The organism is Moraxella canis, from assembly GCF_034424565.1.
Classification (GTDB): Bacteria; Pseudomonadota; Gammaproteobacteria; order Pseudomonadales; family Moraxellaceae; genus Moraxella; species Moraxella canis.
In genome coordinates this window covers 176,234-189,002 of the sequence record NZ_CP139961.1, presented here as the reverse complement: position 1 = coordinate 189,002, position 12,769 = coordinate 176,234, and the positions used below count along the sequence as shown (strand labels likewise).

Below are 12,769 nucleotides of genomic sequence, written 5' to 3'. Positions count from 1 at the left end.
AAAAAAGGTTTGATATGCGATTTTCGGCATTAATAACGGCTGTGTTGATTGGTGTGATAAGCTTAAATACAAGCGCATTTGCCAATCCGCAGATTTCTGATACTCAAGCAGATGCAAATGAATTGACGGATGCGCCTGCTTTGGATGCTTTGGATGTAGCGCCAAATCATTTGTATGGGATTGATGGCTTGCATTCTGGGCGAGTGCCTTTGAATACCATCAGCCCCACCACGCTTAAAACTTTTGTGCAAGCAGTTGATTTGATGCGCCGTGAGTACATCGAGCCTGTGGATGATGAGATGTTGTTTTATCACGCCATCCATGGGATGCTAAATCGCGTGGATCGTAATGCCGAATTTCTGGATGCCAAAGCCTTTGCCAGTCTTAGCTCATTTACCACAGGTAATGTGGCAGGCGTGGGCTTAAAGGCGGTTTGGAAAAACCAAGATGCGCATTGGGTGGTCACTGAAGTGACTGCTGATAGCCCCGCCAAAACTGCCGGTATTAATGTTGGGGATTATTTGCACCAAATTGGCGATATCAAGCTCAACCAATCCCAAACCGAAAATGACATAGCTCAGCTGTTAAGCGGTATTGCAGGCTCAAGTGTTGATATCACTTATTCCAAAGCAGGTCGATCCAAGCAATCGGCAAATGTCATCCGTAACCAAGCTCAAAAAAGCACCATTGAAGTTTTTGTTCAAAACGGCATTGCTATCATCAAACTGCCTGTATTTCAAAACAACACGCGCCAAGAGATCATTGATCATCTTGCCTTAGTAGGAGGGCAGGTTCAGGGCGTGGTGATTGATTTGCGAAACAACCCTGGTGGCGTGCTTGATTCAGCGGCTGAAGTGGCTTCCTTATTTATGCGAAAGCAAGTGGTGACCCAAGTCCAAAACCGAAATGGCATAGAGCGGGTGATTGAGACGCACGGCTCACCTGTGCTAGAATCCATGCCAGTCATTATTTTACAAAACCGCTATTCGGCATCAGCAGCTGAAGTGCTGGCAAGTGCACTGCAAACTCATGGGCGTGCGCTGATCGTCGGTGAGACCAGTTATGGTAAGGGGTCGGTGCAATCGGTGATTCCTTTGGGGAATAATCAAGGCATCAAGATGACTACCGCGCATTATCTAACGCCTGATGGCAAAAAGATCGATAAAATCGGCGTGGTGCCCGACGTAAGCTTTAAGCCTTCTTCTAGCGAGGCACAAGATGATGAATGGCTGCGCTTAAGCTTGGATTTGATGGAGCAAGCAAAAGCAAATTAAAGCTGATTTAAGGCAAAATCGCAATCAAAAGATCAATGAATTGGCTATTTTGATTGCGATATTTTGTATTTGACTGCTGATTAATGAGCTTGAATCAGCCCATGTCGGATGGCAAGGTGCGTAAGCTTGACATCACTATCCACACCCAGTTTTTCAAAAATACGATAACGGTAAGTGTTCACTGTCTTAGCACTCACAAACAGCTGATCGGCGATCTGCTGCGTACTTTGGCAATTGACAACCATCATGGCAACCTGTTTTTCGCGCTCAGATAGGGCGTCAAAGGGCGATTCTTTTTGTTCGCCAAGCACTGTCTCGGCAAGCTGCTCGGCTACATCATGGCTAAAATAACGCGATCCTGCGTGCACTTTTTTAATGGCGCGGATCATCTCATCTAGCGGCGTTCCTTTAGTGATATACCCATTTACGCCTGCCTTCAAAAGCATGGAAGGGTATGGCTGAGTTGTCAAGCTTGAGACAGCAAGCACTTTGATGGTTGGATTAAATTGCTTGATGCGTCGAGTGGCTTCCACACCATCGATATTCGGCATATTAACATCCAATAAAACAACATCAGGGCTTAGCGCACGCACCTGCATGACCGCACTATCACCATCAACTGCTTCACCGATGACCTCAATGCTCGGATCATCATCAAGCATCCGAGTAATGCCCATTCTTACCAAATCATGGTCATCTGCGACCAAAACTTTAATACTCATCAAACGCCTATACTATTTATTGATAAGAATATTGTAACAAGAATTTAGGTTCATGTCGCCATTTTATTCAAAAATAATGCATCAATGGGTTTTGGCTGATCGCATCATTTGGGATATAAAAAAGAGCCCAAGACAACTTGGACTCTGTGATGCTGAGCAACTATTAGCCTTTTAAAGCTTTAATTGCAGCATTCAAACGGCTCTTATGACGAGCAGCTTTGTTTTTGTGGATGATGCCTTTGTCAGCCATACGGTCAATGACTGGTACGGCTTTGTTGTAGGCTTCAGTTGCAAGCTCATAAGATTTAGCTTCGATTGCAGAATTTACACGCTTGATGTAAGTACGAACCATAGAGCGCTGAGATGCATTGTGCTGACGACGCTTGGTGTTTTGACGAGCGCGTTTGCGAGCTTGTGCAGAGTTTGCCATAGGATAAATCCTTAAAAAATTGAAATGATAAATTGTAAAAAGTGGGGCAATGTGCTTGAGGAGACGCATTGCTTGGACAATATAACGGCATATCATACCAAAATCTTGACAATCTCACAATATGTAAATAAAAATTTTCTTAGTCTATTGATCGACTGATGAAGTGGTTGATTTTTTTGATGGATTTTGTGCTAGAATAATAAATTCAAAAATCAGCACTTGGCGCAATCGATTGATTGCTTGAATATAATGCGTATATTTAGCGTGAGTGAAAATTGATGAAAACCAAAGCAATCTTAATCGGTGGTTCGAGTCGAGTGGGTGAGGCGCTTGCCCAAGAGCTTGCGCTGATCTATGAGTCGGTGATATTGATCACGCGCACACAGCCACGCGCCATGAGTGCCAATATGCAAGTCTATCATGTGGCGGATTTTCGGGCACTGGCATCGACCATTGAGGCGATGGCGATTGGTGCTGATACAGATGCTTTTAGTTGTCTTGGTGTCTCAAAACAGCAAGTGCCAAGCCATGATGAGTTTTATCAAGTCAATGTATTGTACAATCTAGAATTTGCTAAAGCTTGCAAACAAAAGGGCGTACAGCAGTTTTATTTTTTATCCAAAGATGGTGCCGATGCGCCCAACCATGACGATGAGCTGACAGCCAAGGCGGATGTAGAGTATTATTTGCGCACGCTGAGTTTTGATACATTGGCAATTTTTCGGCTGCATCGCTTAACCTTGCCCAAGCAGCGCCTGAGCCTAAAAAGCCTTGGTAGCCAAGCGCTCAATGGCGCATTATCCGTGCTCACCTCTAAAAATAAACGTGCGCTTGAGCCCAAACAAGTCGCTGCTTGTATGGCGCTGACCGCCTATGAGCATAATCATCAGCCGCAGCTGCGCACGCCAAATCAAGCAACCATCATCACGCATGAGCAGATGCTCAAAAGCTTGATTCGCCCTAATAAAAAATCCAAATAACCAAATCCTAAGCCAAAGATAGATATCTGATGTGTCATCAAGCGTGATATTGCTGAATTATGCGGCTAGATTTGCGATGTTGATTGGTCAAGATAAGATTTGATTAACCATGATAAAAATCAGCGGCAACCCACATTAACCTACATTTTTTGGGCATTTTGTGCTAAAATAATGCGTTGTTTTTAAGGTATTTATGCATGGTTTTGGCGATGAGATCGTTGCCATAGGCTGTGTGAATTAATCGTTTGTAGCAAGGATTATTTATGAGTGACTCGGTCAGTCCGATTGGCATCGTCGAAGAATTAAAGCGTTCGTATTTGGATTATGCGATGAGCGTCATTGTTTCGCGTGCGCTGCCTGATGTGCGTGATGGACTTAAGCCTGTTCACCGCCGTATTTTATACGCCATGCATGAGCTTGGAAATGATTATAATAAAAAATATCTCAAATCGGCGCGTGTCGTTGGTGATGTGATTGGTAAATACCATCCGCATGGCGATACCGCGGTTTATGATGCCATTGTGCGTATGGCGCAGGATTTTAGTTTGCGTTATATGTTGGTGAATGGTCAGGGTAACTTTGGTTCTATGGATGGTGATCCACCGGCGGCGATGCGTTATACAGAAATGAAAATGCAGAAGCTGACGCACAAAATGCTTGCCGATCTTGATAAAGATACCGTTGATTGGGAAGATAACTACGACGGCTCTATGAAAATGCCAAGCGTATTGCCGGCGCGCATTCCAAATTTGTTGGTTAATGGTGCGGCAGGGATCGCCGTAGGTATGGCAACCAATATGGCGCCGCATAATCTGACTGAAGTACTGAATGCTTGCTTGGCGTATGCCGAAGATCCGAATATTTCAACCGATGAGCTGATTACGCACATTTCAGGACCTGATTTCCCAACGGGCGGCATCATCCATGGCAGAAGCGGCATCATCGATGCTTATCGTACTGGCAAAGGTCGTCTGCACATTCGTGGTCGCTATCATATCGAATCAATGGGCGATAGCGGTGCAAACAAAGACCGTGAGCGCATCATTTTTACAGAAATTCCTTATCAAGTCAATAAAGCCAATCTAATCAAGCACATCGCCGATTTGGTGAATACCAAAAAAATCGAAGGCATCACGGAGATCCGAGATGAGTCGGATAAAGAAGGCGTGCGCGTGGCGATTGATTTGCGCCGAGGCGAAAATGCCGAAGTGATGGTTAATAACTTATTTAACCAAACGCCGCTTGAGACGAGCTTTAGTATTAACATGGTGGCATTGGATAATGGTCAGCCCAAGCTTATGACACTGCGCGACTTGGTGGCAGCGTTCATTCGCCACCGCCAAGAAGTGGTGACGCGCCGTACGATTTTTGAGCTTAACAAAGCGTTGGCGCGCGGGCATTTGCTTGAGGGCTTAACCATTGCCCTTGCTAATATTGATGATGTGCTTGAGACCATCAAGCAGTCAGCCAACCGCAGCGAAGCACGCGAAAATTTGCTTGCTAAGACTTGGCATTCAGCCGGTGTGGTCAAAATGCTTGAAGCGGCGGGCGCTGATTCTATTCGCCCTGAGATCATTGATGGCGAGGATCTTAAAGCACCGTATGGCTTGATTGAGAATAAAACTCGCTATCGTCTGTCACCTGATCAGGTGAACGCCATTTTGGATATGCAGCTGCATCGTTTAACTGGTCTTGAACAGGATAAATTGACGGGTGAATATCAAGAAATTTTAGGCGAGATTGCACGGTTAAATCTGATTTTAAATGATTTTGATGTGCTGATGGGCGTAGTGCGCACAGAGCTGATTGAGATTCGTGATGAATTTGGAGATGCCCGTAAAACTGACATCGTCGATGCTCGCCATGACTTTAATCGTGAGGATCTGATCCCTGAGCAGACGGTTGTTTTGACAGTTTCTCACACAGGATATGCCAAGACTCAGCCGATCAGCGACTATCAAGCCCAAAAACGCGGCGGTAAAGGGCGCTCAGCGACTGCCATGAAAGAAGATGATGTGATTGAGCACTTGTTGGTGACCAGTACGCACGCCCATATTTTGTGCTTTACAAATACAGGTCGCGTTTTTAGATTACGCGGATTTGAGATCCCAATCGCCAGTCGCGGCTCAAAGGGTCGCCCTTTGGTGAACTTGATCAATCTTGAGTCTGATGAGTCGGTCACAGCGATTTTGCCTGTAGATGACCTAAAAGACGAAAACAGCTTTGTGTTCTTTGCAACAGCATCAGGGACAGTGAAGCGCGTGGCTCTTTCACAATTTGCTAATCTGCGTGCGGGTGGTTTGCGCGCGATTGATTTGGCAGAAGGCGATACCCTGATTGGTGTTGCGATCACTGATGGCGAACAAGAGATCATGCTATTTAGTAATGAAGGCAAAGCCATCCGCTTTAAAGAAGACAGTATCCGTGCGATGAGCCGAGTTGCCAAAGGCGTTCGTGGTATGCGCGTGAATTTGCTTGCGACAACTGATGAAGAAGAGTTCTTGGATGAAGATACTGATGAGGTCAGTGATGATTTTGCGGTGAGCCGAGTGGTATCTTTGGTGGTCGCGCCCAAACAAGGTGAGATTTTATGTGCTTGCGAAAACGGCTTTGGTAAACGCACGCCGATCGATGATTATCCAACCAAAGGTCGTGGCGGCAAAGGGGTGATTGCGATCAAAACTTCTGAGCGTAACGGGCAGCTGGTTAAGGCGATCGCAGTTACTGGTGAAGAAGATGTTATTTTGATTTCGGATAAAGGCACTTTGGTGCGCACGCCTGTGGCTCAGATTGCGACCGCTGGTCGTAATGCGCAAGGTGTTAAACTGATTCGCATTGCCGATGAAGAGGTGTTGGTTGGCATGGCGTGTGTCGAACATGTCGATGAAGATGATATCGATGCGTCAGAAGAAACAGCCGATTTGGCTGAAGTGGTGCAGCAGGCGCCTGAGTCTATTCAATGAATTTTCAGCCAAGCTGATTTGCTTGGCTTCTTGGGATGGTGAATCATGTTGCACTTATATCATTTAAATAAATCTCGGTCTTTTAGAGTGGTTTGGCTGCTTGAGGAGCTCAAATTGGCTTATGGCTTGGAGTATCAGCTGCATCTGATTGAGCGTGATCGAAAAACCGCCTTGGCACCCAAAAGTCTTGAACAGATTCACCCCATGGGGAAGGCGCCGATTTTAATAGATGATAGCCTGCCTAAGGGCGAACAAGTTTTGGCAGAGTCTGCGCTGATTTTATCTTATTTATTAAAGGCTTATGATTCAGAGGCACGCTTTTATCCTGCCGCAGCCGACCAAAAAACACAAGCCACTGACAAAGCATGGCGTGATTATACATTTTGGATGCATTTTGCGGAAGGTTCTCTGATGCCGCCTTTGGTAATGGGGCTGATTTTGGATAAGTCGATCCAAAAGTCGCCATGGTTTGCTAGACCTGTGCTAAATAAGTTTAGATCCGGTATCCATCAGATCATTTTGGATAAAAATTTGACGAATGCTTTAAAGATGCTAGAGGCGTCGTTGGCTGATAAGTCGTATTTGGTAGGGCAGTTTAGCGCAGCTGACATACAGATGTATCTGGCGGTGTATGGCGCGCGCTTGCGTGGCTTGGTGCCACAAACGCATACCAATACACATGCTTGGCTTGCTGATTGCGAAAGTCGTCAAGGTTTTAAGTATGCTGTTTCTTTGGCAGGCCCACCGTTGTAAGCGGGCATAATCAAGGAGCTGATGGCGATGCAAAAGAACAAACCAGTGATTTTACAAAACAGCGGTGTCAAGGTATTGGTGGGCGTGCTATGTGTATTGAGCTTTGTGGCAGGGTATTTTGCCCATCAATCGCGCCAAATGAATTATTGTAAATCTATCAATCAAGTGCCTGCCATCCAAAGCGGCATCGTCATTTGCCAAATCACTGACGCAAAGACTTAAGTTAGAACAGTGCGCGCGCCTTTGGGGGTGGGTTATTTGGTCAAAATTTCTGCTAATTTTGATTTGTTATGGATGTTATCCCAATGGACCAACGCCTGCAAGCGTCTTTTATAAACTTCTGATAAAATCAAATTTTTACTGTCGTTTTGCTGCTTGAGCAGAATGTCTTTTAAGGCGGTGCAAATCAGCCCATAAAATACTGGCGTGATGGCTTGTAGATCTTGATTGCACCAAGATTGTATAAATCTTTGCCAGTGCAGCTGTATTTGACTTTTATTGACATCGCTCAAGGCAGCGATGATGAAATACGCACAGCTTTGAGCCGTTTCGGCGCTATCTTGTAGGATTTCGTCTGGTAATGTGCTGATGATGGCGATGATTTCATCTAATAATGGACTTTTAAAACTTGCCCAATTTGGCAGCTTGGGTAAATCAATTTCTTGACGCTCAAGGTGATTTGATAATGGGATGTGTGCCTGCGGCATACCTGAATGCTCGATCACAAATGCCAAAGGATCGGATTTGAGCAAAATGGGGGTATGGATCAGATGCAGCCCGATTTCGGTAATCGCATCGGCTTCATCGCGGCGACTATAATTGATTAAATCAACCTTTGGGCTAAACCGTCCTTCTTTGCCCACGGCTTTTAATTTTTGATAAATATCGCTATTTAGCCACCATTTTAAGCTAGAACCTTTTGGCAGTAGTTCGGTCAGCTGCCTAAGTGTCGCCATGGCTTGTGCCTTAGATTCAGGACGCGTCAGGTCGTATTGACTTGCCAAAACGCCATAAATATAATCCGACAAACTCACCGCGCTTTCGATGGCATCACGCATCGCAGCTGCGCCATGAGATTTTAGGTAAGTGTCAGGATCATGATTATCGGGCAAAGTCAAAAACTTAAGCTCACGACCATCACTTAAGACAGGTGCGGCAATTTCTAGTGTGCGCCAAGCTGCTCGCTGCCCTGCGCTATCACCATCAAAACATAAGGTAAGCTGATTGTTATAGCGTAAAAGTCGCTCGATTTGCTTTTCGTTAGCGGCGGTACCCATAGGCGCTACCGCCCCATAAATCCCTGCTTGGTATAAGGCGATGACATCCATATAGCCTTCAACCAGTAAGTAGTCTTTGGCTTTTTGTCTGCGCGATTCATACAGACCATACAAAATGTGCTGCTTTTGAAAAACTGGCGATTCGCTTGAGTTGATATATTTTGGATTTTCATCCCCTAGGCTTCGCCCTGCAAAACCCACAACTCGCCCTTGGTTATCGCGAATGGGAAAAATCACCCGATGACGCAACAAGCAAAAGTTTCTTCCATTGCCCTTGGAGGATTCTCGAACCAAGCCTAATATTTTCAAGCCTTCGATGTCTTGGGGGAAGACTTGTTCAAGGTGCTGCCAACCTTCGGGTGCATATCCTAGACCAAAGGTTTGGATGGTCTCTTCGCTAAGACCACGATCTAAAAAATACTGTTTTGCAAAAGCAAAGCTGCCGAGCATAAACTGATAGTAGTCATGCACTGCATCTAATAGCGTGTACAAATCACCTTGTGCTTCGCTTGGCGACTGAGTCAAGACGGGCGCTTGAGTGTCATAAGGTTCGGTGTAACTGAGTTGATGGGCATCATCTAAACCAAAATAAGTATCATATGCCGATAAATCATTTGTCCAGTCGGTCGTCGGTGATGGGAGTATGTCAGGCTGCTGCTCGGCAGTATGTTGGGCGATGTTCGCATCTGGCGAAGATTGAGTGGGCGGCTTGGCACCCTGAGCCTTGGTGGTTTTTTTGTATTTGAATTTTTTTTGATAAGCGTCATCTTTGGGCAGCTCGATACCCGTTTGTTCGGACAAGTATTTGACCGATTCAATAAAGCTCATCCGCTCAAATTCTTTTAAAAAAGTGATCGGATTGCCCTTGGCATGACAGCCAAAGCAATAATATAAGTTGGTTTCAGGATTGACATAAAACGATGGCGTTTTTTCACCATGAAAGGGGCAACAGCCTTTGTACTCGCGGCCTGCTGCTTTGAGCGTGGTATGTTTGCCAATCATCCCCACCAAGTCAGCTTGGCTATTGAGCTGCTCGATGATGGACTCGGGGATATTCATGTCCGAAATTCCGATTGATTCAATAAAAACAGGCGGCCATACACCGCCTGAAATTATAACTTACTTAAACACTGGCATCAGCGCGGTACTTCATTCAGATGCCCAGCTTCTGCCTCTGCAGCTGGCAGATCCAAACTGATGGCAGGACGACGACTAGTACCGCCAGCCGCAGGAATGTCTTCTGGCACTTGAGTCATGGCTGGCAGGCTAATGGTGCCTGCTTGACTGATGATTTGGGTGCGTGTTGCGCCATTATATTGACCTTGATAGCTGTCAAGGTTTTCGCTTGCACGACCCAAACGCCCGAAGCTTAGAGCTGATAATACCTTCTGTGTACGCGTCTTGGCACCCGTATCATTTAGGCGCACTGAGCCATCTTGATTGAGATATTGCGGATAGTTAATTTGCAGCAGCTGCTTGTACTGGTTGGCAGTCTCGGTCAAGCCAAGTTCTTGATTGGTATAAGCCAAGATGGCGATGGCTTCGGGTACACCTGTGGACTGTGGATAATATTGAAATACCCACTTAGCTCGGTTAGCGGCAGCGACCATCGCATCACGTTTGACATACCAACGCGCCGCCACCAATTCGTGCTCAGCAAAGTCATTATAGATCGCAATCATGCGCTGGGCGGCATCGGCAGCATATGGACTGTTTGGATAGTTATTAAGCAGGCGTTGAAAATCTTGGAAAGCTAGGCGTAGATAGGTCACATCACGCTGAGACTGATCAAATCTAAATAAACGCGAAGCTTTGGGAGCACCGCCCATATGAGTAACACCTTGCACATACAGCGCGTAGTCCACCGAGCGACTATTTGGATATAGGCGAATAAATTCTTCTGTGCTTTGAAGAACTGCTTCAAAATCATTGGCTCTGTATTGAGCATAAATCAGATCTAGCAGTGCTTGCTGTGCGTATCGACCTGTCGGATAAAAGGTTCGGATATTATTCAGCGCTTCGATGGCGCTACGATTTTGGTTTTTATCAAGTGCTTCACTGGCTTCTTGGTAATATGCAGCATCTGTTTTTTCAGCCGTCTCTACGGTATCAGCCTTGCGGTCAAACAGTCTGTTCACGCTTTGGCAGCCTGTAACAGTCAAAGTAGCTGCCATCATGGCGGCAATCAGCTTGGTTTGTGATTTCATAGGGACTCTCATGAATTGGTCTAAATTTGGGCTAGTTTAGCATGTTTTTATGGGTCTGACAATGAATGTCTATCGGCTGCAAATACACAAAATCCACCAAAAAGAGCGCTCAGATAACGAGACTTAATAGTCAATATGTAAGATAAGCCAAAATGCGCAGAGTGCAGATATATTGGTAGGCTATCTTATCAAATTTGACAAAATGTGCTAAAGTGATCGAAATTTATTTTTGAGTTTTATTATGAATCACGATGAACTGATTGATGACTTGGCAGAACAGGCGCCTAACTATGTCACAGACGCTGATGGCGACGCCGATGATCTGATCGATACAGATGAAGCACCCGCCCAAACATCTGCCCAAATTCATCTGACGCATACTGTCGGCGCTGAGCAGGTTGGTGTTAGGCTTGATAAGCTATGTGCGGAAGTTTTTGAGGGGTTTTCACGCGCAAATCTAAAAAAATTCATCGATGAGGGTCAATTGACGGTCAATGGCGAGGTGGTTAAGCCAAAATATGCGGTCAAGACGGGTGACATCTTAAAGCTAGAAGCGATCCAAGATTCTCACTCAGAGGATTTGCCTGAAAATATTGACATTGATATCATTTATGAAGATGAGGCGGTCATCGTCATTAATAAGCCCGCAGGCATGGTGGTACATCCCGGCGCTGGTAATCGTACGGGCACTTTGGTCAATGCGCTACTGTATCATTTTCCGAATCAGGCGCATTTGCCGCGAGCAGGATTGGTTCATCGCATTGATAAAGACACAACGGGGCTGCTTGTCGTTGCGCGCACAAAATCAGCTCAGCTGTCTTTGATTGATCAGCTAAAGGACAAAAGCGTGTACCGCCATTATCAATGCATCGCTTTGGGTGCGGTGCATGAAGTGCTTCGGCATGCTCAAATTGATGCGCCCATAGGTCGGCATAGCACACATCGCACCAAGATGGCGGTTAAGCAAATGGGCAAGCCTGCTTTAACGTACATTGTCAATGCCAAGTCTTTACATGAGCGTTACAGTCTTTTGGATGTTCATCTAAAAACAGGGCGAACGCATCAAATACGCGTGCATCTGTCTTATGTCGGTCATCCACTGGTGGGTGATCCTGTCTATGGTACATCGCCACGTGCAGGTTTGTCCGACAGGCAAAGACGCGCAATTTTAGATTTTGGTAGGCAGGCGCTTCATGCACACACGCTGGGCTTTATCCATCCTGTCACTGGTGAGTCGGTGAAATTTCATGCACCGCTGCCTGAGGATATGCAAAATCTGATAGAGATCTTAAATGATGATGCTTAATGAAACTATGACGCCGCCTTTGGATATTCTTTATCAAAATGATGATGTGATGGTCATACAGACTCACGCTGGCGTGTCTGACAAAGCCGATCAGCTGACAGATTTTGGTAATCGATCGGCGCTTTATGGTGAATTTAATGTGGCGCTTCATGTCAATGATGAGCCATTTAAGGTGCTGCTTCGACGTGCAAATCTGCTGAATTGGCTGCATGAGCAGGCAGGTGCTGATCAAATTCATTGGTTAAATCAAGTTCATGGTAATGCAGTGCTTGATGTTGATAAGTATCGATCGCAGTCTTTAAGCTCAGCAGATGCCCTGATCACTGAGCGTCCTAAGACAGCATTGGCGATCATGACGGCGGACTGTGTGCCTGTGGCGCTATTTGACGAAAAGGGCGGGGCGGTAGCCTGCATTCATGCAGGATGGCAGGGGCTGGTGAATGGCGTGATCGCCAAAACGGCTGCTTTGATGCCAACTTCTGCCAAGCTATCTGCTGTGATCGGTGCGTGCATCTCGCGACCATCGTATGAAGTGGATCAAAGTTTGGCTGAGCGCATCATGGATGAGGTGGTGACAAATAAACTTGTCTTGCTTGACAAGCAGGCGCTTTTTGATAAGCTGATCAACTCTTCTAATCACAGTGGTAAGGTATATATTGATATTGAAGGCTTAGCTCGGTTGCAGCTTGAACAATTAGGCGTAACGGTGCTAAGTGATATAGTGCCATGTAGTTATCTGTCGCCTAAATATTATTCTTATCGCTTTCAGACTCATACCAAGCGCTCTGCCACAGGCAGAATGGCAATGCTCATCGTCAAAAAATAGCAGCCAATCTGACGCTATTTATCAGACCTTA

11 protein-coding genes are annotated in these 12,769 nt (G+C 45.7%); 7 read left to right on the top strand and 4 right to left on the bottom strand.

Annotated elements, in window-relative coordinates; genetic code table 11:
- Nucleotides 1-14 precede the first annotated feature (14 nt).
- A complete protein-coding gene (locus U0021_RS00775; protein ID WP_114800193.1) occupies nucleotides 15-1,274 on the top strand; it encodes a S41 family peptidase in 1,260 nt (419 codons plus the stop codon).
- An 80-nt stretch (nucleotides 1,275-1,354) separates the two neighbouring features.
- On the opposite strand, the gene U0021_RS00770 is transcribed toward U0021_RS00775, so the two are convergent.
- Together U0021_RS00770 and rpsT are read right to left on the bottom strand one after the other, a co-directional pair.
- Nucleotides 1,355-1,996: a response regulator gene (locus U0021_RS00770; RefSeq protein ID WP_049237635.1), complete on the bottom strand. Its 642-nt coding sequence runs from the start codon at nucleotides 1,994-1,996 to the stop codon at nucleotides 1,355-1,357.
- Nucleotides 1,997-2,159: 163 nt separating this feature from the next.
- Nucleotides 2,160-2,426: a 30S ribosomal protein S20 gene (gene rpsT, locus U0021_RS00765; protein WP_003657959.1), complete on the bottom strand. Its 267-nt coding sequence runs from the start codon at nucleotides 2,424-2,426 to the stop codon at nucleotides 2,160-2,162.
- Nucleotides 2,427-2,704: 278 nt separating this feature from the next.
- Between rpsT and U0021_RS00760 the strand changes: the two genes are divergently transcribed.
- The 4 genes from U0021_RS00760 (at nucleotide 2,705) to U0021_RS00745 (ending at nucleotide 7,344) form a co-directional block, all read left to right on the top strand.
- Nucleotides 2,705-3,406, top strand: coding sequence for an NAD-dependent epimerase/dehydratase family protein (locus U0021_RS00760; protein ID WP_114800194.1), 702 nt, complete (start codon nucleotides 2,705-2,707; stop codon nucleotides 3,404-3,406).
- A 263-nt stretch (nucleotides 3,407-3,669) separates the two neighbouring features.
- The gene (gene gyrA / locus U0021_RS00755; RefSeq protein ID WP_114800195.1) at nucleotides 3,670-6,369 is read left to right on the top strand and encodes a DNA gyrase subunit A; all 2,700 of its coding nucleotides are present in this window, start codon (nucleotides 3,670-3,672) and stop codon (nucleotides 6,367-6,369) included.
- Nucleotides 6,370-6,414: 45 nt separating this feature from the next.
- A complete protein-coding gene (locus U0021_RS00750; RefSeq protein WP_114800196.1) occupies nucleotides 6,415-7,122 on the top strand; it encodes a glutathione S-transferase in 708 nt (235 codons plus the stop codon).
- A gap of 27 nt (nucleotides 7,123-7,149) precedes the next feature.
- A complete protein-coding gene (locus tag U0021_RS00745; protein ID WP_114800242.1) occupies nucleotides 7,150-7,344 on the top strand; it encodes a hypothetical protein in 195 nt (64 codons plus the stop codon).
- A gap of 32 nt (nucleotides 7,345-7,376) precedes the next feature.
- On the opposite strand, the gene U0021_RS00740 is transcribed toward U0021_RS00745, so the two are convergent.
- Nucleotides 7,377-9,458 carry a DNA primase gene (locus U0021_RS00740; RefSeq protein WP_114800197.1) on the bottom strand — a complete coding sequence of 694 codons (2,082 nt, stop codon included), beginning with the start codon at nucleotides 9,456-9,458 and terminating at the stop codon, nucleotides 7,377-7,379.
- 77 nt (nucleotides 9,459-9,535) lie between these two features.
- Nucleotides 9,536-10,606: an outer membrane protein assembly factor BamD gene (locus U0021_RS00735; protein WP_049237627.1), complete on the bottom strand. Its 1,071-nt coding sequence runs from the start codon at nucleotides 10,604-10,606 to the stop codon at nucleotides 9,536-9,538.
- 241 nt (nucleotides 10,607-10,847) lie between these two features.
- On the opposite strand from U0021_RS00735, the gene rluD reads away from it, so the two are divergent.
- Together rluD and U0021_RS00725 are read left to right on the top strand one after the other, a co-directional pair.
- Complete coding sequence (gene rluD, locus U0021_RS00730; protein WP_114800198.1) at nucleotides 10,848-11,912, top strand: 23S rRNA pseudouridine(1911/1915/1917) synthase RluD; 1,065 nt, start codon at nucleotides 10,848-10,850, stop codon at nucleotides 11,910-11,912.
- Nucleotides 11,899-12,738: a polyphenol oxidase family protein gene (locus tag U0021_RS00725; protein WP_227538683.1), complete on the top strand. Its 840-nt coding sequence runs from the start codon at nucleotides 11,899-11,901 to the stop codon at nucleotides 12,736-12,738. The genes rluD and U0021_RS00725 overlap by 14 nt, the downstream gene beginning before the upstream one ends.
- Nucleotides 12,739-12,769: the final 31 nt, after the last annotated feature.

What these genes read in the sequence shown, in the direction of transcription:
- U0021_RS00775 (WP_114800193.1), top strand. Translation starts at nt 15, where the DNA reads ATGCGATTTTCGGCATTAATAACGGCTGTGTTGATTGGTGTGATAAGC.
- U0021_RS00770 (WP_049237635.1), bottom strand. Translation starts at nt 1,996, where the DNA reads ATGAGTATTAAAGTTTTGGTCGCAGATGACCATGATTTGGTAAGAATG.
- rpsT (WP_003657959.1), bottom strand. Translation starts at nt 2,426, where the DNA reads ATGGCAAACTCTGCACAAGCTCGCAAACGCGCTCGTCAAAACACCAAG.
- U0021_RS00760 (WP_114800194.1), top strand. Translation starts at nt 2,705, where the DNA reads ATGAAAACCAAAGCAATCTTAATCGGTGGTTCGAGTCGAGTGGGTGAG.
- gyrA (WP_114800195.1), top strand. Translation starts at nt 3,670, where the DNA reads ATGAGTGACTCGGTCAGTCCGATTGGCATCGTCGAAGAATTAAAGCGT.
- U0021_RS00750 (WP_114800196.1), top strand. Translation starts at nt 6,415, where the DNA reads ATGTTGCACTTATATCATTTAAATAAATCTCGGTCTTTTAGAGTGGTT.
- U0021_RS00745 (WP_114800242.1), top strand. Translation starts at nt 7,150, where the DNA reads ATGCAAAAGAACAAACCAGTGATTTTACAAAACAGCGGTGTCAAGGTA.
- U0021_RS00740 (WP_114800197.1), bottom strand. Translation starts at nt 9,458, where the DNA reads ATGAATATCCCCGAGTCCATCATCGAGCAGCTCAATAGCCAAGCTGAC.
- U0021_RS00735 (WP_049237627.1), bottom strand. Translation starts at nt 10,606, where the DNA reads ATGAAATCACAAACCAAGCTGATTGCCGCCATGATGGCAGCTACTTTG.
- rluD (WP_114800198.1), top strand. Translation starts at nt 10,848, where the DNA reads ATGAATCACGATGAACTGATTGATGACTTGGCAGAACAGGCGCCTAAC.
- U0021_RS00725 (WP_227538683.1), top strand. Translation starts at nt 11,899, where the DNA reads ATGATGATGCTTAATGAAACTATGACGCCGCCTTTGGATATTCTTTAT.